This is a genomic window from Pontiella sulfatireligans (genome assembly GCF_900890705.1).
In the GTDB taxonomy this organism is placed as follows: domain Bacteria; phylum Verrucomicrobiota; class Kiritimatiellia; order Kiritimatiellales; family Pontiellaceae; genus Pontiella; species Pontiella sulfatireligans.
The window spans coordinates 1,008,229-1,026,552 of record NZ_CAAHFH010000002.1 but is presented as its reverse complement, the minus strand read 5'-3'; the positions used below and the strand labels follow the sequence as shown (position 1 = coordinate 1,026,552).

The window sequence follows — 18,324 nt, the reverse complement described above, 5'->3', positions numbered from 1 at the left end:
GATGTGATGGAAGAAGTGAAGCTAACCCAATACAGCCACGGCGCCGGCTGCGGCTGCAAGATTTCGCCAGAGCTGTTGGAATCGATTTTGGAAACGTCGCGCCCGGCGCTGCCGCACCCGAACCTGCTCGTCGGCAACAGCAGCAAGGACGATGCGGCGGCGTTCGATCTGGGCAATGGAACCTCCGTGCTCAGCACGACGGATTTCTTTATGCCGATCGTCGATGACCCTTTCACCTTCGGGCGCATCGCGGCAACGAATGCATTGAGCGATATCTACGCCATGGGAGGCAAGCCGCTAATGGCCATCTCCATCTTTGGCTGGCCGATTAAAAAGCTCTCGGCCGAGGTGGGCCGGCAGGTGATCGACGGCGGGCGCGCGGCGTGCGACGACGCGGGCATTCCGCTGGCCGGCGGCCATTCAATCGATTCGCCCGAGCCAATCTTTGGATTGGCCGTAACCGGCATCGTCGACAACGTGAATCTGAAGCAAAACAACACCGCTGAAGCCGGGTGCGAAATGTTTCTCACCAAGCCGCTCGGCATCGGCATTCTGAGTACGGCGCAGAAGAAGGGCGTGATCGAGCCGGGACACATTGACCCCGCGGTCGAAAGCATGTGCGCGCTCAATAAGATTGGCGCGGAGATCGCCCAGCTCGAAGGCGTGGTGGCCATGACTGACGTCACCGGCTTTGGCCTGCTCGGCCACCTCGGCGAAATCTGCGCCGGCAGCGGCATCTCGGCTACCGTGCAGTTCGACCGGGTGAAGCAGCTTCCAAACGTCAGTAAGTATTTGGCGCTTGGCTGCCTCCCCGGCGGTTCGTTCAATAATTTTAAGAGCTACGGTCACACGGTCGGCGACCTGACCGACGAGCAGCGCGGCATCCTGTGCGATCCGCAAACCTCCGGAGGTCTGCTCTGCATGGTGAAGCCCGCAGGTGTCGATGCATTCCTGAAGTTAACCGCGTCCGCCGGACTTGTACTCGAATCCATCGGCCAAACCCGCGAGCAGGGCGATAAGCTGATCGACGTCGTGTAGGCAAAATGATTATGAGCAGAATGATTAAAAACAATCAGCACCGTAATCATTTTGCTCTAAATCATTTTGCAAAACTGCAGAGAAAGGGAATTAGCTGATGGGCAAGACCACAAAAGATTTCCGTCGCATCGTCGTTGAGGATATTCCCTTGATCGACGTGCGCGCACCGGTCGAGTTTGCTGCGGGTGCGTTTCCCAATGCGGTCAACCTGCCGCTGATGAACGACGAGGAGCGCCGGCTCGTCGGCATATGCTACAAGCAAAAGGGGCAGGCTTCGGCGATTGAGCTGGGGCATGAACTGGTCTGCGGGCCAATCAAAGCATCGCGCATCGCCGCTTGGAAATCCTTTATGGAGGAACACCCCTCTGCACTGATTTATTGCTTCCGTGGCGGTATGCGTTCGCAGCTCAGTCAGCAGTGGGCGGAAGAAGCGGTTGGGGGGCGGGATATCCAAAGGTTGGAAGGCGGCTGCAAGGCGTTTCGAAATTACTTGATCGGCCATCTCGATCCCGCACACCTCAACAGCAAGCCGATCGTGCTGGGCGGCCGCACCGGTTCAGGAAAAACGCTGCTGCTCCAACAATTGGGAAACGTCGTCGATCTTGAAGCTATCGCGAATCACCGCGGCTCCTCGTTCGGTCGTTTCATCAACCCGCAACCGACGCAGATTGATTTTGAAAACGGGTTGGCCTGGGCGTTGATCCAGCACGAGGCGGCCGGCCATCGCCACATGGTGGTGGAGGACGAAGGCCGGCATGTCGGCCAATGCTATCTCCCGGATCCGCTGGTTGAGCATTTCAACGCGGCGGATGTCGTCTTGCTGGAAACGCCGCTGACGGAGCGCGTGCAGATTACCTTCGATGAATATGTAACGTCCGCACAAGCGCTCTTTTCGCAGGCCTATGGCGAAGATGGACTTTTGCAATGGCTGGAAGACATTCGCGGCAGCGTACAACGCATCCGGAAGCGTCTCGGCGGCGAACGGCTCAAGCGCGTCAACCAGTTGCTGCAGGATGCCTATGACCATCAACTCGCCACCGGCGAAGCCGACGCTCACAAGAACTGGGCTGAACTGTTGCTGGTCGAATACTACGACCCGATGTATGACTACCAACTTGAACAGAAACGAAAGAAAATTGTTTTCCAAGGCAACGCCGAAGAGGTGTTTCATTTCATCACCACCCTTGGCTGATGGGATTTTTACCACGGAGGCACGGAGACTCGGAGAACAGCAATTTTTAAACTCAGTGTCTCCGTGCCTCCGTGGTAAAGAATGTTTTACTGCAGTTGAGCCGTATATGAATTGGAGAGTACAAAATGAAAAAGACGATATTGATTACGAGCGAATTTTTGGGGCAGGGCGATGACGAGCTGGGTGCGGTGCTGATGGGCTCGTTCCTTCGCAAGCTCTGCACAGCGGAAACCCGGCCGAAGGAAATCATTTTCTACAATTCCGCCGTCAAGCTGCTGGCCGAAGGCTCGGCCGTCCTCGATGCGATTGAAATGCTCACGAAAAAAGGCGTCGGCATCACGGCGTGCGGCACCTGCGTGAACCACTTTGGCTTGGCCGACAAGATGGAGCCGGTCAACATGGGCGACATGGCCGGCATCATCAATGAGCTTATGTCCTCCAAGCACGTTGTTACGGTTTAAAAGTTTGTAGTTCCGCTGGTGTGTTGAAAGTTGGAAATAACGAAATAATAGGACCGACACCGGCAATGAAAATGTCGACGGGAATCCAAGGATTGGAAATAGTTTGAAGGATGAAAGGGATCAGTTTCGGGTGTTCATTAAACAGGGGGTTCTTCAGGTCAACCCCTTTGCTGCTTGGCTGCATCGATACAAAACCCTATTCGAACCCTCTATGGGCAGTCTGGTGGTGATAATGTCCGGCGAGAGCGACATTAGATACGCACACCAGTCCTCCTTGCTCCGCTTAACGCCATCGATGGGGAAAACACAGCACGGGACAACGGCGAAATCTTTGCCGTGTTCGAGCGCTTCACGAACAACATGTTCGGTTGCTTCGTCAGGGTGAAGACCCACGATAAGGTCGAAAGGGCGCAGATCCACTTCCTGCACCCTCTTCACGATTCTCGGGATCTCGATGAGCCGGCCTTGTTTCACCGACTCCTTCCGCAGCTCCCGATGCATCCAAGTCGGCAGACGCGCCTTCCGGTCGTCAATAACCGTGGCGTCGTATCCAAGATCTCGGAGGTGGTACGACACATTCCCGCTACCCCCCGCGACATCTGCCACGGTGCGGACATGCGGATACATCTTGTGGATGAAGCATGCAAATGCTCGGAAGCGCCTTCTGTCATTTACGCCCATGGTTTGTTGCCCCTAAATCGCGAAGAGTCACCGACCGCTGCATTCGTTGGGTATGCTCGGCTACTCGTTATTTAATTAGTCAATACCGTTAGAAAGATAGCTGAAGCGCAGGTTGAAATCAACGCAGCGTTTCGGGACGAAATATTCCTAGTGCTCTGAAAATATTAAATATTTGGATGGTCGACCCTTGGTTTGGTGTAGCTTCGCTTTACCGCCCGAAGGGTGGAAAGCGGAACCCCGCCACCGAGGCACGTGTTGCCGCTTCGCGCCAGCCTCACTACGTGTCCTTCGCTCGTTCAGGTGAGGCGCGGCTACACCCCAACCGCTTTGCCGACAATATAGACGCGAGCTTGTTTCTGTTTGGCGCAACCACTAGCCGCGTTGCGTTCGGACAGCGAGGTCGCTGTCCCTCCTCCAGAAGACCAGTCCTGTTATGCTCGATGGATTCACGAAGAAAGCACAACCAGGTGTGGGTATAAGCGCGCACGGAATGGCTCCGACGAAGCGTCGCCCTCCACTAAAAAAACAAGAAGTCCCACAAAAGAAGAGGTTTGTAGTCCCGCCTTTAGGCGGGACTACAAACGTTTTTCCTGCAACCAGCAATAGAGAACCGGCACCACGAGCATGGTGACGACCTCGATGAGCATGCCGCCAAAGCTGGGGATCGCCATAGGGACCATGATGTCGGAGCCACGTCCGGTGGAGGTGAGCACCGGAATGAGGGCGAGGATGGTGGTGGCGGTGGTCATGAGGCAGGGGCGCACACGGCGCGTGCCGGCTTCAATGACGAGGGCGTGGACTTCGGCTTTGGTCTTCGGGGTTTTGTTGCGGAAGAGCTGGGTGAGGTAGGTGCCCATCACGACGCCGTCGTCGGTGGCGATGCCGAACAGGGCGAGGAACCCGACCCAGACCGCGACGCTCATGTTGATGGTGTGCACTTGGAAGAGGCCCCGCATCTCAACGCCGAACAGGCTGAAGTCGAGGAACCACGGCTGGCCGTAGAGCCAGATCAAGATGAAGCCTCCCGACCACGCAATGAAGACGCCGGTGAAAATCAGCAACGTGGTGGTCGTGGATTTAAACTCGAAGTAGATCAGCATGAAGATGGCAAAGAGCGCAATCGGCATCACCATCGAGAGCGTCTTGGTGGCGCGCTGCTGGTTTTCGTAGCTGCCGGCAAAACGGTAGCTGACGCCGCGTGGCAGGCTGAACTCGCCGCTGTCGATTTTGGATTGCAGATAGGTCTGCGCCTGCTCAACCACATCGACCTCGGCAAAGCCGTCTTTTTTATCGAACACGACATAGCCCACGAGGAAGGTGTCTTCGCTTTTAATGTTTTGCGGTCCGCGGACATAGTTGATTTCGGCCAGTTCGGTGATGGGAATCTGCTGTCCGCCTGCACCGGGAATCAGGATGTGGCCGAGCGCCTCAATGTTGTCGCGCAGCTCGCGCTGATAACGTACGCGGACGGGGAAGCGTTCGCGGCCTTCGACGGTGCCGGTAACCTTCCGGCCGCCGATGGCGATTTCCACAACGTCCTGGAACTTGCGGATGGGAATGCCGTAGCGGGCGAGCGCTTCGCGGTCGGGCACAATTTCGAGGTAGGGTTTGCCGACGATGCGGTCGGCAATCACGGCGGACGGTTCAACTGAAGGCACCTCTTTGAGGTATTGTTCGATCTGCAGACCAACGCGTTCGATGGTGTCGAGGTCGGGGCCCTGCACCTTGACGCCCATGGGGGCGCGCATGCCGCTTTGCAGCATTACGATGCGCGCGGCGATCGGCTGAAGTTTCGGCGCAGAGGTGGTGCCTGGGATTTTTGCGGCGGCGGTAATTTCTTTCCAGATGTCGTCGGGCGACTGGATGTGGTCGCGCCACTGGCGGTAGGGGCGGCCTCGCTTGTCTTCAATCAGGAAGTCGTCTTCATCCCGCACAAACTCACCCTTTTTGTGTTGGTAGTTTATGCGCCGTCCGTCTTTGTCCGATTTGTATTCAGGGATGTAGTTGATGACGGTTTCGATCATAGAGATCGGTGCAGGGTCGAGCGGCGTTTCGGCGCGGCCGAGCTTACCGACCACCGATTCGATTTCGGGAATGGACTGGATGGCCATATCCTGTTTTTCCAGAATGTCGATGGCCTCGCCGATCGAGGCGTGCGTCATGGTGGTCGGCATGAACAGGAACGACCCTTCGTCGAGCGCGGGCATGAATTCCTTGCCGAAGCCGGGGAAGGTGTGGGCGATTTTCTGGACGGGCGCGGTCTGCTTAATTATATCCGGCAGCCAGCCGAAGGTTTTATTGAACCCGAGCCAGCTGGTCATTCCAAGAATCAGCAGCGTGAGCGGAATTGTGAGGAAGGCGGCTTTGTGCTTGAGGCACCACGCGAGCAGCCGTGGATAGAAATGCTGGAAGACCTTGAAGAAGCCGAGCAGGCCGCCGATGAGCAGCGCCACAAAGAGCAGGTTGCGGATGACGCCTCTTTCCGGGCCGAGCGGTTCCCATTCGATGGTCAGCCAATAGCCCACCAGGAGAACCGTGAGGATGATGGGCAGATATTTTTTTAGGGTAGGGACGGCTCGCCGAGCTGTCCGCGGCGCTTTCGTCGAAAGCGCCCTACCTTTGCCAAAGAACGCATGCGCGAGGACGGGCAGCACGGTAAGGGCGAGGATGATCGAGGCGAGCAGCGCAAAGGTTTTCGTGAAGGCGAGCGGTTTGAACAGCTTGCCTTCCGCACCGATCATGGTGAAGACCGGCAGGAAGCTGACGATGGTGGTCAGTACGGCCGTGAGCACGGCGCTGCCGACTTCCGATGCGGCGCGGTGTACGACTTCGAGCCGGGGTTCGTCCGGGTCGGCCGAATCGAGGTGCTTGAGTATGTTTTCGCAGATGACGATGCCCATATCGACAATGGTGCCGATGGCGATCACGATGCCGGAGAGGGCGACGATGTTGGCCTGCACGTTGAACAGCTTCATGCCCACAAAGCAGAGCAGCACGGCAAGCGGCAGCATGGAGCTGATGACCAGCCCGCTGCGCAGGTGCATCACCATGATCAGCACGACGATGATCGTGATCAGGATTTCCTGGCCGATGGCTTCGTTGAGCGTCCCGAGCGTTTCGTAGATCAACCCGGTGCGGTCGTAGAACGGGACGACCGTAACCTGGCTGACGGTGCCGTCGGCCAACGTTTTTTTGGGGAGCGCATCCGCCGTTTCGGCAATCTTGTCTTTAACGTTGGAGATGACGCGGAGCGGGTTGTCGCCGTAGCGGGCCACGACCACGCCACCGACCGCGGGGGCGCCGCCTTTGTCGAGCGCGCCGCGCCGCGTGGCCGGGCCGAGGGTGACGCCGGCGACGTGTCTGACGAGCACCGGCACGTTGTCGGCACCGATTTTGATTACGCTGTTTTCGATATCGGCAATCGATTCAATGAACCCGATGCCGCGGATGAAATATTCAACCCGGTTGACCTCGATGCTCTTGGCGCCGACATCAATGTTGGCGCCCTTTACCGCGCCATAGACTTCGTCGACATTCACGCCGAAGGCGCGCATGGCATCGGGGTCGACGTCGATCTGGTATTCACGGACATAGCCGCCAATGGAGGCAACTTCAGAGACGCCGTCGGCGGAGAGCAACCAGTAGCGGGCATACCAGTCCTGCACGGTGCGCAGCTCTTCGAGATCCCATCCGCCGGTGGGATTGCCGTCGGGGTCGAGGCCTTCGAGCGTGTACCAATACACCTGGCCGAGCGCGGTGGCGTCGGGGCCGAGCGTGGGTTGCACCCCTTCCGGCAGCGTGCCGGCTGAAAGGCTGTTGAGTTTTTCCAGTACGCGGGTGCGCGACCAGTAGAACTCGACGTCCTCCTTAAAGATGATGTAGATGGAGGAGAAGCCGAACATCGAGTAGGAGCGGATCGTTTTGACGCCGGGGATGCCGAGCAGCTGAACGGTGAGCGGATAGCCGATCTGGTCTTCGACATCCTGTGGCGAACGCCCCATCCATTCGGTAAAGACAATCTGCTGGTTTTCTCCAATGTCTGGAATCGCATCGACGGAAACCGGGTAGCGCTGGAGCTCGCCGACTTTCCAATCGAACGGGGCGACCAGAACGCCGGCGAAGATGACGGCCATGGTGAAGAGTACGACGACCAGCCGGTTTTCCAGGCAGAAGCGGATCAGCCGCCCGACGAGAGAACGCTGCTCTGGGGTTTGTTCGGGGATCATGATTGCTCCTCCGGAAGAATGGGCAGAATAATTTTGTGGCAGAATAATTTCCTTCCAACCTGCAATAAAAAATTATTCTGCCACAAAATTATTCTGCCTAAGCTATGTGGAAGAGGTTTCATTCAGATGGTTCCTCGAGTTTTTCTGGTTCGATGCCCTCGGCTTTCATTTGCATTAGATATTTTTCGGGGTCGGCTTTGAATTCGGAGTCGCACCCGGCGCAGCAGAAATAAATGCGCATGCCGTTGTGGTCGGCGAAGACTTCTTTATTGATTTCGCCGCCCATGACGGGGCAGTGGGTTTGTGGTTTGGGCTCGGTGCTGTCCGCTGCTTGCTCAGAGGGCATCGACATCATACTGGGCTTGGCGTGGATCTGCAGTTCGGCATCGAGCTTGAAGGCGCCACGGGTGACAACGCGCTCGCCTTCTTCGAGTCCGTCGGCGACCACATAAAAATTGCCGAGGCGGACGCCGAGTTCGACTTCCCGTCCCTCATAGGTCGGTTTTTCCTGATCAGGAATTTCAATATAGACGACGGCGCGTTTCCCGGTCTTCAATGCTGCCGTTGCCGGGATGACGAGTGGCGCATTTTGCGGGTTATCCGTCACGTAGCCAAGAGACTCAGCGGTAACCAGCGGCATGCCACAGACATCGCAGGGGCCGGGGCCGTCCTTGATCACTTCCGGGTGCATCGGGCTGATCCATTTCCCGGCCAGCCCAGGGTCCATGACGCGGCCGCCTTCGGCCACTTTCGGACGGGCGACGGCGCGGACAAACATGCCCGGCTTGAGCGCAAGGGTCGGGTTGTCGACGATCACGCGCACCTTGGCCGTGCGGGTGGCGGAGTTGATGACCGGATCGATGAAGGAAATCGTGCCTGCGAAGGATTGCCCCGGATAGGCTTCGGTGGTGAAGTCGACCTGCCCGCCGTAGCGGAGCCAGTTGAGGTCGCTTTCGTAGGCGTCGAGCTGGATCCAGATGGTGGAAAGATCCGCGATGGTGTAGATCTGGGTGCCGGTCTGGACATACTGGCCTTCCTTGGCGTTCTTGTGGATGACAATGCCGCCTGCGGGGGAATAGATCGTCATGTGGTCGGCGGGCGTTCCGCTTTGTTCAATCCCGGCAATCTGTTCGGCAGTGAGACCCCAGAGACGCAGTTTTTCGCGGGAGGCTTCAATGAGTGAGGGGTTATGTTTTACAGCCTGCAACAGTTCCTCCTGCGCAGTAAGGAGGTCCGGGCTGTAGAGCTCGGCGAGGTGGTCGCCTTTCTTTACGGGTATGCCGGTGTAGTCGACAAAGAGTCGGTCGATGCGGCCGGGCACCCAGGCGGAAATATAGGTTACGCGGGTCTCATCATAATCCACTTTGCCGACCATGCGGACTTCGGCCGACATAAACTGGCGGGCGACTTCAGACGTTTCGATCTCCAACAGTTTTGCGGCATAGGGGCTGACGCTGATCTCGCGCTCGCCGCCCTCGTCGCCGCCGGATTCAAGCGGGATGAGATCCATCAGGCAGACCGGGCATTTTCCTGCCTTTGGAAGTTTGATCTGCGGATGCATCGAGCAGGTCCATGTGGCGGTTTGGGGTTTGGGGTTTGTGGTTTGCTGTTTGGAGTTTGAGGTTTGAGGAGTGAAGCAGCCGCGCAGAACGAAGCCGATAACCAGGGTGGCGATGATGAGCAGGATGGATTTAATGCGTTTCATGGTTCATTCCTTTTTAACACTCGCTCGTAAACTCGCTTAAGACACGGGGGCCACGAAGTTTCTTATGGTGTGTCGCTCTTCGTGTTCTTTGTGTCTTGGTGTTTATTTTTTTCGGTGAGGAAATCGGTGCCGGTGAGCTGGCTGAGCTCGGCGCGGGCGATGAGGTGGTCGGCGAGGGCGCGTTCGTGGGCGAGGTCGAATTCGAGCAGCATGCGCTCGGCATCGATGAGGTTGATGAATTCCATCTGGCCGGCCTCATAGGCTTTGCGGTTTACTTCCAGCGACTGCTCGGCCTTGGGAATGAGGCTTTCCTTGTAGAGGTTGATCTTGCGGTCGGCGTCGCGCAGTTTGAAGAGGATTTGGCGGATGTCGGCGTCGAGGGTTTGCTCGCGGTTTTCGAGGCTGAACTGGGCGGCGGTTTTCTTGTAGGCGGCGGATGCGATGCGCGCCCGGTTTTTGCCGAACCAGATGGGTAGGTTGATGCCGATGGTGCCAATGACGGGATCTTTTCCGCTATCGGTTACGGCTGTGGAGGCGTTGCCTGTTTCAATAAACTGCACACCGAGGGTGAAGTCGGGCAGGCGTTCCCGCCTGGCAAGCCGGATCTGGTGTCCGCTTTGCTCGACGCTGTGCGCGAGTTCGGCGAGTTCCGGGCTGGTGCGGGCAAGTTCGCGGCGCAGCGTTTCGGGATCCGCCTCGACCGCCCGGTAGGGCAGCGAGGCAGGCCAGGACAGCGGGGCCGTGGCGGGGCGGTTGAGCGTGGCGTTGAGCTGCGCTTTCTGCGGTTGATGCAGGTCGTTGAGGGAGAGCAGGCGGTCTTCGAGCCGGCCGAGTTCGACTTGCGCCTGCAGGACGGGCGCCATGGGCGCGCCGGCCTTGTAGCGCGTACGGGCGACTTTTTCCAAATCCTGAATGAGGCGGATGCGGTCTTCGGTGATTTCCGTACTTCGCTTGAGGTAGTGCAGCTCGGCGTAGGATGTGGCGATGGAGAGATTGAGATTCAGCTTTGCGCGGCGGTAGCGGTCGCCAGCCCCGGCGGCGTGGGTGGATGCGACTGCTTTCTTCGATGAGAGCTTGCCAAAACCCGGAAAGGTTTGGCTGAGGCCGAAGCGTTGGTTTTGCGACCCCGTGCGGGTTTCGACCGATTCAAAATAGTGGCCGTAGGTCAGCGTTGGATCGGGCAGACCTTTCTGCACGGCAATGTTTTGCTCCGCGCCCTTCCACTGGTTAAAGACAGCCAGGAGTTGCGGGTTGTTTTCCGCGCCGTGGTCCAGCGCCGCCTGCAGGGTCAGGTTCGTGGCAAACGGATCGGAAAAAACTAGCGTAGAGAATAAAACACTAAGGCACAAAGAACACCAAGTTAATCCGGGCATTGGATTTACTGCCTTTGTGACCTTCGTGCCTTTGTGTTTAAAAATAGGTTTCATGTTTGGCTCCTGCGGAGGGGAGGCCTTGCGTCCTCCCGTTTCTGACTAGTGCTTGTGTCCTGCGTGCTCGTCCTTCTTCGGAGCCTTTTCGAATACCACCCCTTGGTCTTCGAGTCGTTTGATATACTTGTCTGGATTGGCTTTGACCTGATTGATGCAACCCGAGCAGCAGACGTAGACTCGCTTGCCCTTAACGTCGATATACTTGTCTTTGTCGATAGGCTGACTCCTCATCACGGGACAGATGGTCTGCTTTTTTGATTCGGATTTCTTTTCTTCTGCGATGGCGCCGAGACTGAGGGCCAGCGTGGCGGTGATGAGGGCTGCGGTTAGGTTTCTTCTGCTCATGGTTTTGTTCCTTTCTATTTTCCCATCCGTTTGATGACGGTCATGATTTCTTCGATCTTTTCGTCGATGCCGGCTTCGTTGTGCTCTTCGAGGGAAGCGGCGACGCAGTGCTTGAGGTGTTTTTCGAGAATAATCTTGCTGACGGATTGCAGCGCCGAGCGGGCGGCCTGGATCTGGGTGATGATGTCGATGCAGTATTCGCCGTCGCCGATCATGCGTTTCACGCCCTTGATCTGGCCCTCGATGCGGGAAAGCCGCGCGGTGTTTTCCGAGTGGGTGGCGGTGTGTCCTTTCATATTCAAGCTCCGTGATTCAATGGGGTAGATACCCCTCGGGGGTATATCGTTCAAACAAAACATGACAAAAACGGTCGTGATATAGGTGATAAAAATATGCGTAGTTCAGGAGATCCGTCTGGAATGGTTTTGCGAAAAGACCGCCTGAAGGCGGGATTACGAACCTTTTACAAATCTAATCCGGCCTTTTCCTTTTCATTAATGGATTTGTATCGGGAGGGGATAACGGGTAAAAAGGCGGATTCTGTTTATAGGCGGGGAATCCGCCAGTTTTCAGTTAATCGTTAATAGTTAATCGAAACATGCCCACTTTGCTGGATGCCTGTTAACGAATAACCATTAACCAATAACTAAATAACGGAGTTATTTAATGCGAATACTTACGGGCATACAGCCCTCGGGCAAGCTGCACATCGGCAACTATTTTGGCGCGATGAAGCCGGCGATCGAACTGCAGGAGCAGGGCGATGCATATATTTTTATCGCGAACTACCACGCCATGACCACGGTGCAGGACCCGGCCTCGCTGCGGACGATGACCACCGATGTGGCGCTGGACTTCCTCGCCTGCGGGCTTGATCCAGAAAAAACCGCGCTATACCGTCAGAGCGACATGCCGGAAGTGCACGAGCTGGCCTGGCTGCTTTCGACGATCTGCCCGATGGGGCTGCTGGAGCGCTGCCATTCCTACAAGGACAAGACGGCCAAGGGCATTGCCGCGATGCACGGCCTGTTTGCGTATCCGGTATTGATGGCGGCCGATATTCTGGCCGTGCAGTCGAACGTGGTGCCGGTCGGCAAGGATCAGAAGCAGCATGTGGAAGTGACGCGCGACTTGGCGATCCGTTTCAATAATGCTTTTGGCGAGGTGTTCACGGTTCCGGAGCCTTTCATCCGCGAAAACGTGGCGGTGGTGCCGGGCATCGACGGGCAGAAAATGTCGAAGTCGTACGACAACACGATTGAAATTTTCATGGAAGGAAAGCCGCTGAAAAAGCGGGTGATGAAGGTGGTGACCGACAGCAAGGAGCTGGAAGATCCGAAGGATCCGGAAACCTGCAACGTCTTCGCGCTCTGCAAGCTGCTTTCGACGGAAGAAGAGCAGGCCGCGCTGGCGGAGCGCTACCGCGCCGGAGGCATGGGCTATGGCCACGCCAAGACTGAGCTGCTCGAAAAGATTAATGAGCACTTTGCCCCGATGCGCGAAAAGCGCCGCGTACTGGTTGAAAACATGGATTATGTTGAGGGCGTATTGAAAAAGGGTGCCGAGAAAGCTTCGGTGCTCGCCCGGGAAACACTTCAGAAAGCGCGCCAAGCCGTAGGGCTTGAATAGGTATATTCCTGCTAACGGATTTAACAGGACTATGGATAACAAGACTATTTTGATTTGCCGGACGAGGAAATCGGCTTGTTATCAATGGTCTTGTGAACCTGAATTAAATATGAGGGAAAGTGTCTAGCCAAATGGAACTAATTAAAGACGACTACAAGGTCTCGCTCGAAGTGTTCGAGGGGCCGCTCGACCTGCTTTTGTATCTGATCAAAAAGGATGAAGTGGATATCTACGACATCCCGATCGGGCGCATTACCGACCAGTACATGGAATACCTCGGTCTCATGAAGGTGCTCGATCTGAACATTGCGGGCGACTTTATTGTGATGTCGGCCACGCTGATGTTGATCAAGAGCCGCATGCTGCTGCCGGTGGACGAACGCAAGGATCAGGAGGAAGAGGAAGAAGAGGATCCGCGCTGGGATTTGGTGCGCCAGCTGGTGGAGTACAAAAAATTCAAGGATGCCGCCGACCACCTCGAAGACCTCGAAGTCCACATGGAAAACGTGTTTAGCCGCGAAAGCGAGCACGTCGAGCTTGGGGCTGCGCCGGATATCGACATGCGCGATGCGAGCATCTTCGATCTCATTGCCTCGTTGAACGAGGCGCTGGGCCGCGTGCAGGAGGAAAGCCTTCAGGAAATCTTCGCGGAACAATATACCGTTGGCCAAAAGGTGACTTACATCGTTGAAAACCTGAAGATTGCGAAACGATTGAGCATCACCGATCTTTTCACCGGAATGCAGTCGCGCCAGGAAATCGTCTGCACGTTCCTTGCGGTGCTTGAACTCATCAAGCTCAACCGTATTGCAGCCGTGCAGGACGACCACTTCGGCGCCATTATGGTGGAGCCGCGCGAGCCGGAGGAGCCTCTGGCCGAGGAGCCCGAAGAGGATCTGGCGTTCGACGGGGAGCTGCTTTAAATGCGAATTTTCTACCACGGAGGCACTGAGACACTGAGGAAAAGGGGATGTGAAGCTCCGCGCCTCCGTGTCGGTTGGTCGCTCTTCGCTTCCAAATGTGGTGAAAACTTTAGTTGTTGAGTTACGGAGATAGGCATGAGCGAAAGCACGGTAGACGTACTCCCAGAATTGAAGCAGATTGTCGGCGCATTGCTGTTTGCGGCCAAGGAGCCGCTGACGATTAAGCGTATGCGAAAAGCGATGATCGAGACCGGAAACGGTTTCGGCGGCCCCTACGAGCAATATGCCAAGGCGACCGACCAGCAGATTGGAGGCGCCCTTGAGCAGTTGCAGGAAGATTTGGAGAAAGCAAAGGCGGGCTTGAGTGTTGCGCTGGTGGCCGGCGCATTCCGGCTGCAGAACGATGCCGCCTGCGGACCGTTTGTCCGCGCCTTGCTGGAAAAGAACCAGACGATGCGCCTCTCCAAACCGGCGCTCGAAACGCTGGCGATCGTGGCCTACCGACAGCCGTGCCTCCGTTCGGAAATTGAAGAGGTGCGCGGGGTTTCGGTGGATGCCGTCCTGCGCAAGCTGATCGATATGCAACTCGTGCGCGTGGTGCGCCGAAGCGAGCTTCCGGGGCGCCCTTGGCTCTTCGGGACCACCCAAAAGTTTTTGGAGCATTTCGGCATCAACACCATCGACGATCTGCCGGGCAGCCAGGAGCTCAAGCGCGCCATGCCGGTGGAGGAAAAGAAAAAGAAGGAAACCACCGATGATTTGCCAAACATGGAAGAGAAGCTTAAAGCTGAAGTTTCCGTCGTTGAAGAGGACCGTTCCGACGACTCCATGGCCGCGCTCGACGAAGAAATACAAAAGGAAGAAACCTGAAGCTTGAAACGGGAAACCTGAATCCCAATGCGGGGGTTATGGAAGTTTTCAGGTCTTAAGTTTCAAAGGGGAACACTATGAATCTCGACCATTTGAGAGTGCAAATCGATTCGCTCGACAGCGAAATCGTCCGGTTGCTGAACGAGCGCATCAACGTGGTGCTGGAAATCGGCGAGGAAAAGAAAAAAGCCGGGGCAGAAGTCTACGTTCCGTCCCGCGAACGCGCCGTCTTCGATAAGATTAGATCGCTGAACAGCGGGCCGCTTCCGGATGAAGCGGCACACGCGATCTACCGCGAAATCATGTCGGCGGCGCTCGCGCTCGAAACCGAAATGAAGATTGCCTATCTTGGCCCCGAAGCCACCTTTACGCACCAGGCGGCGCGCAACAAGTTTGGCGTGAGTGTGGATTATATTGCCACCAGCACCATCGGCGAAGTGTTCGACTGCGTGCAGAACCGCTCCGCCGACTATGGCGTGGTGCCCGTCGAAAACTCGACCGAGGGCGCCGTGACGCATACCTTCGACCAGTTCGCCACCACCCCGCTTAAGATCTGTGCCGAAGCCTATCTGCCGATTTCGCTGACGCTTCTTTCGGATCAGCCGAGCAATGAGGTCAATCTGATTTTCAGCAAGCAGGAAGTGTTCGGGCAATGCCGCAGCTGGCTGACGGCCAATATGCCCAACGTGAAGCTGTCTCCGGTGGAGAGCACCACCAAGGCGGTGAAGCTGGCGCTCGAAACACCAGGAGCCGCGGCGATTGCCAGCGTGATGGCGTCGGATATGTATGACGTCGATGTGCTTGCTGAAAATATTCAGGATATGCAGGGCAACACCACCCGCTTTCTGATTATCGGACAGGAGTACAGTGCACCTACGGGCTGCGACAAGACCTCCATCGTGTTTGGTGTAAAGCACAAGGTGGGCGCGCTCTACGATGCGCTCTCCGTTTTCAAGACCGACAACATCAACATGACCAAGATCGAGTCGCGCCCCAGCCGCAACAAGGCATGGGAATACTATTTCTTCGTCGATATCGACGGCCACGTCGAACAGCCCGAGGTCAAGCGCGCCCTCGACGAACTGCAGGAGCACTGCACCCTCATGACCATCCTCGGCTCCTACCCGAAGGCGGAAATATAAAAGGTTTGTAGTCCCGCCTTTAGGCGGTAATCGGTTGTTGTATAAGGATCAACTTCCCTTTTAGGGGAGGGTTTGGTAAACAGCGTCCAAGGATAACGGAGATAGTTTAATGAGTGTGTTGAAAGATTCTGTAGTCAACATGGTTAAAGATATGCCGGACGATTCCACGCTGGACGACATCATGGCTGAACTCTATTTCAAGACCCAGGTCGATGCCGGGCTAAAAGAGTTGGATGGGGGCAAGGGCATTCCGCACGAAGAGGTCGAAAAGCGGATGGGGAAATGGCTAACCGCATAATCTGGTCGCCCCGTGCGGCATCGCACCTCGAGAGCGTTTGCGAGTTTATTGCAGAAGACTCTCCGGTCTATGCCTGTATTTTTGCCCAGAAGGTTGTTGCCCTCGTCAAATCAATTCCAGCCTTCCCCCAGACGGGCAGGATGGTGCCCGAATACAATAATCCGCATTTAAGGGAGAGGATCTACGGCGACTATCGGATCATTTATCGCATTCAGGCAAAGCACATCGAAATCGTTGCCCTGTGCCACGGCGCCCGTCAGTTAGAACGAGTCTTGCCCAAATCTGGCGAATGACCATCTTCGGCTTCTGCCCGAAGGCAGAAATCTAGGCGCCGTTATTAGAATCGAATCTTATTAGGAGTTGACTCCGGCCAGCGGTTGGAATTATGTTCTGAACCGTTATGAAGAACGAACTCAACAATTTGTTGCTAGGCTTGCTACTCGCTGGGAATGATCCTGTGGAGGCGGTTTGCCTATAGTTTGTTGATTCAACAGATTTCGAAAAACCTCCGCAGGGCAGCCCGCGGAGGTTTTTTTGTGTTTAGCCACGGATCAACACGGAAGAACTCAGATTGAAATCCGTGTGAATCGGTGTTTGTCTGCGGCTAGAAATAATATGAATGGAATGGAACAGGAAGCCGGGGTTGTTTAGATTATACCCTATTTTAGGAGAGAAAAATGAGTGTGCCCAAATATGTAATTCCGAAGATGATCAATCTCCCCGACCGCCAATGGCCGTCGAAGAGCCTCACTGTATCGCCGCAATGGTGTTCGGTGGATATGCGCGACGGCAACCAAGCGCTGCCAGACCCGATGGATCCGGATCAGAAACTGGAATATTTTAAGATGCTCTGCGACATCGGTTTCAAGCACATTGAGGTTGGCTTCCCGTCGGCCAGCCAGGATGAGTTTGACTTTTTCCGCAAGCTGATCGAAGAAGACCTCATTCCCGACGATGTATTCATTATGGGGCTCACGCAGTCGCGCCCGCACCTCATCGCCCGCACGCTCGAAGCCTTCAAGGGCTGCAAGCGCGGCATTGTGCACGCCTACATCGCACCTTCCGATCTCCACATGAAGCAGGTCTTCGGCATGGAGCGCCCGCAGCTCATCGAAACCGCAGTGGCTTCCACGAAGCAGATCCGCGAGCTCGCTGACGCGATGCCGGAGTCGGACGTCCGCTACGAATTTTCGCCGGAAGAATTTACCGACACCGACGTCGATTTTTCGCTCGAGCTTTGCGAAGCGGTATTCGAAGCGTGGGGCAAGGGTACGCCCGAAAAGCCTGTGATCATGAATCTCCCGGCGACGGTTGAGCGCCGCCCGCCGAATCACTATGCAGATATGATTGAATATTTCTGCCGCAACTTTTCGAAGCGCGACTGCATTACGGTTTCGCTCCACTCGCACAACGACCAAGGCATGGCCGTGGCCGCCACCGAGCTTGCGCTTATGGCCGGCGCCGACCGCGTTGAAGGCACGCTGTTCGGGCATGGCGAGCGCACGGGCAATGTTGACCTCGTCACCTGCGTCAACAACCTCTTTTCGCGCGGCATCGATACGGGAATTGATTTTTCCGATCTTGCGCATGTGGCGCAGACGGTTGAGCGTTTGACCGGCATGCCGATCTACTATCGCCAGCCGTATTCGGGAAGCTATGCGTTCACGGCATTTTCCGGGTCGCACCAGGATGCCATCAACAAGGGCGTGCACAAGCTTTCCGAAGCGCCCGACCGCTTTGGCATGGGCTGGAAGGTGCCGTATCTTCATATTGATCCGGCCGACCTCGGGCGCAAGTTCGAGCGGCTCATCCGCATCAATTCGCAGTCCGGAAAGGGCGGGATTGCGTGGGTGCTCGAGCAGGACTTCGGGATCACCATTCCAAAAGCGATGCAGCCGGAGCTCAGCAAATATGTGCAGGGCTACAGCGAGTCGGTTGGCCGTGAAATCAGCGCCGATGAAGTGTATTCGGTTTTCCAGAACGAGTTTGTTGCGCCGAATGGGCCATACGAATTGGTGGGCTACTGGCCACGCCCGGACGATCAGGATCCGACGTTCATCCATGGTGAAGTGAAGGTGAAGATTAATGGCGAAGAAAAGACCGTCAAGGCCGATGGCAACGGCCCGATCTCCGCTTTTGTGAATGCCATGCGAAGCGTGGTTGATTTGGATTTTAAGGTTCATGACTATGATGAAGAAGCCATTGGTGAAGGTGCGGATGCAAAGGCTATGGCCTATGTGCCGTTGGAAGTTCAGGATACCGGAGTGATCTATGGCGTTGGTTCTGATTCCAATATCAACCAGGCTGCGGTTAAAGCGATCATTGCCGGCTTGAACCGCATTGCGAAGACCTAATCGTCCTCGCCCTTCGTTCTCGATGCTCGT

The 18,324-nt window shown here is 56.2% G+C and carries 16 protein-coding genes; 10 read left to right on the top strand and 6 right to left on the bottom strand.

The annotated features are described in order from the left end of the window. Window positions 1-6: 6 nt before the first annotated feature. The 3 genes from selD (at window position 7) to yedF (ending at window position 2,691) form a co-directional block, all read left to right on the top strand. Complete coding sequence (gene selD, locus SCARR_RS17295) at window positions 7-1,038, top strand: selenide, water dikinase SelD (RefSeq protein ID WP_187356387.1); 1,032 nt, start codon at window positions 7-9, stop codon at window positions 1,036-1,038. A gap of 97 nt (window positions 1,039-1,135) precedes the next feature. Then, window positions 1,136-2,230, top strand: a complete 1,095-nt coding sequence (gene mnmH / locus SCARR_RS17290; RefSeq protein ID WP_136062914.1) for a tRNA 2-selenouridine(34) synthase MnmH — start codon at window positions 1,136-1,138, stop codon at window positions 2,228-2,230. A gap of 125 nt (window positions 2,231-2,355) precedes the next feature. Beyond that, window positions 2,356-2,691 carry a sulfurtransferase-like selenium metabolism protein YedF gene (gene yedF / locus SCARR_RS17285; RefSeq protein WP_136062913.1) on the top strand — a complete coding sequence of 112 codons (336 nt, stop codon included), beginning with the start codon at window positions 2,356-2,358 and terminating at the stop codon, window positions 2,689-2,691. A gap of 153 nt (window positions 2,692-2,844) precedes the next feature. Here yedF and SCARR_RS17280 read toward each other — a convergent pair whose 3' ends face one another. The 6 genes from SCARR_RS17280 to SCARR_RS17255 all read right to left on the bottom strand — a co-directional run bounded on the left by SCARR_RS17280 (window position 2,845) and on the right by SCARR_RS17255 (window position 11,374). Then, window positions 2,845-3,372: a methyltransferase domain-containing protein gene (locus tag SCARR_RS17280; protein WP_136062912.1), complete on the bottom strand. Its 528-nt coding sequence runs from the start codon at window positions 3,370-3,372 to the stop codon at window positions 2,845-2,847. A 575-nt stretch (window positions 3,373-3,947) separates the two neighbouring features. Further along, window positions 3,948-7,598 carry an efflux RND transporter permease subunit gene (locus tag SCARR_RS17275; protein WP_187356381.1) on the bottom strand — a complete coding sequence of 1,217 codons (3,651 nt, stop codon included), beginning with the start codon at window positions 7,596-7,598 and terminating at the stop codon, window positions 3,948-3,950. 118 nt (window positions 7,599-7,716) lie between these two features. Next, complete coding sequence (locus tag SCARR_RS17270; RefSeq protein ID WP_187356380.1) at window positions 7,717-9,303, bottom strand: efflux RND transporter periplasmic adaptor subunit; 1,587 nt, start codon at window positions 9,301-9,303, stop codon at window positions 7,717-7,719. Window positions 9,304-9,365: 62 nt separating this feature from the next. Further along, complete coding sequence (locus tag SCARR_RS17265) at window positions 9,366-10,730, bottom strand: TolC family protein (RefSeq protein WP_136062910.1); 1,365 nt, start codon at window positions 10,728-10,730, stop codon at window positions 9,366-9,368. A 45-nt stretch (window positions 10,731-10,775) separates the two neighbouring features. Further along, a complete protein-coding gene (locus SCARR_RS17260; RefSeq protein ID WP_136062909.1) occupies window positions 10,776-11,078 on the bottom strand; it encodes a hypothetical protein in 303 nt (100 codons plus the stop codon). Window positions 11,079-11,092: 14 nt separating this feature from the next. Continuing rightward, entirely contained in the window at window positions 11,093-11,374 is a 282-nt protein-coding gene (locus SCARR_RS17255; RefSeq protein ID WP_136062908.1) for a metal-sensitive transcriptional regulator, read from the bottom strand. Window positions 11,375-11,744: 370 nt separating this feature from the next. On the opposite strand from SCARR_RS17255, the gene trpS reads away from it, so the two are divergent. The 7 genes from trpS (at window position 11,745) to SCARR_RS17220 (ending at window position 18,294) form a co-directional block, all read left to right on the top strand. Beyond that, window positions 11,745-12,707, top strand: a complete 963-nt coding sequence (gene trpS, locus SCARR_RS17250; RefSeq protein ID WP_136062907.1) for a tryptophan--tRNA ligase — start codon at window positions 11,745-11,747, stop codon at window positions 12,705-12,707. Window positions 12,708-12,838: 131 nt separating this feature from the next. Next, window positions 12,839-13,630, top strand: a complete 792-nt coding sequence (locus tag SCARR_RS17245; protein WP_222846353.1) for a segregation and condensation protein A — start codon at window positions 12,839-12,841, stop codon at window positions 13,628-13,630. A 135-nt stretch (window positions 13,631-13,765) separates the two neighbouring features. After that, on the top strand, window positions 13,766-14,500 hold the full coding sequence (gene scpB, locus SCARR_RS17240) for an SMC-Scp complex subunit ScpB (protein WP_136062906.1): 735 nt from the start codon (window positions 13,766-13,768) through the stop codon (window positions 14,498-14,500). Between the two features lie 77 nt (window positions 14,501-14,577). Further along, window positions 14,578-15,642, top strand: coding sequence for a prephenate dehydratase (pheA, locus tag SCARR_RS17235; protein WP_136062905.1), 1,065 nt, complete (start codon window positions 14,578-14,580; stop codon window positions 15,640-15,642). A gap of 109 nt (window positions 15,643-15,751) precedes the next feature. Then, window positions 15,752-15,940: a hypothetical protein gene (locus SCARR_RS17230; protein WP_136062904.1), complete on the top strand. Its 189-nt coding sequence runs from the start codon at window positions 15,752-15,754 to the stop codon at window positions 15,938-15,940. Further along, on the top strand, window positions 15,925-16,233 hold the full coding sequence (locus SCARR_RS17225; protein ID WP_136062903.1) for a type II toxin-antitoxin system RelE/ParE family toxin: 309 nt from the start codon (window positions 15,925-15,927) through the stop codon (window positions 16,231-16,233). The genes SCARR_RS17230 and SCARR_RS17225 overlap by 16 nt, the downstream gene beginning before the upstream one ends. A gap of 384 nt (window positions 16,234-16,617) precedes the next feature. Further along, complete coding sequence (locus tag SCARR_RS17220) at window positions 16,618-18,294, top strand: 2-isopropylmalate synthase (RefSeq protein WP_136062902.1); 1,677 nt, start codon at window positions 16,618-16,620, stop codon at window positions 18,292-18,294. The last annotated feature ends 30 nt before the right edge of the window (window positions 18,295-18,324 follow it).

Coding starts and splice junctions, on each gene's coding strand:
- selD (WP_187356387.1), top strand. CDS start 7: ATGGAAGAAGTGAAGCTAACCCAATACAGCCACGGCGCCGGCTGCGGC.
- mnmH (WP_136062914.1), top strand. CDS start 1,136: ATGGGCAAGACCACAAAAGATTTCCGTCGCATCGTCGTTGAGGATATT.
- yedF (WP_136062913.1), top strand. CDS start 2,356: ATGAAAAAGACGATATTGATTACGAGCGAATTTTTGGGGCAGGGCGAT.
- SCARR_RS17280 (WP_136062912.1), bottom strand. CDS start 3,372: ATGGGCGTAAATGACAGAAGGCGCTTCCGAGCATTTGCATGCTTCATC.
- SCARR_RS17275 (WP_187356381.1), bottom strand. CDS start 7,598: ATGATCCCCGAACAAACCCCAGAGCAGCGTTCTCTCGTCGGGCGGCTG.
- SCARR_RS17270 (WP_187356380.1), bottom strand. CDS start 9,303: ATGAAACGCATTAAATCCATCCTGCTCATCATCGCCACCCTGGTTATC.
- SCARR_RS17265 (WP_136062910.1), bottom strand. CDS start 10,730: ATGAAACCTATTTTTAAACACAAAGGCACGAAGGTCACAAAGGCAGTA.
- SCARR_RS17260 (WP_136062909.1), bottom strand. CDS start 11,078: ATGAGCAGAAGAAACCTAACCGCAGCCCTCATCACCGCCACGCTGGCC.
- SCARR_RS17255 (WP_136062908.1), bottom strand. CDS start 11,374: ATGAAAGGACACACCGCCACCCACTCGGAAAACACCGCGCGGCTTTCC.
- trpS (WP_136062907.1), top strand. CDS start 11,745: ATGCGAATACTTACGGGCATACAGCCCTCGGGCAAGCTGCACATCGGC.
- SCARR_RS17245 (WP_222846353.1), top strand. CDS start 12,839: ATGGAACTAATTAAAGACGACTACAAGGTCTCGCTCGAAGTGTTCGAG.
- scpB (WP_136062906.1), top strand. CDS start 13,766: ATGAGCGAAAGCACGGTAGACGTACTCCCAGAATTGAAGCAGATTGTC.
- pheA (WP_136062905.1), top strand. CDS start 14,578: ATGAATCTCGACCATTTGAGAGTGCAAATCGATTCGCTCGACAGCGAA.
- SCARR_RS17230 (WP_136062904.1), top strand. CDS start 15,752: ATGAGTGTGTTGAAAGATTCTGTAGTCAACATGGTTAAAGATATGCCG.
- SCARR_RS17225 (WP_136062903.1), top strand. CDS start 15,925: ATGGCTAACCGCATAATCTGGTCGCCCCGTGCGGCATCGCACCTCGAG.
- SCARR_RS17220 (WP_136062902.1), top strand. CDS start 16,618: ATGAGTGTGCCCAAATATGTAATTCCGAAGATGATCAATCTCCCCGAC.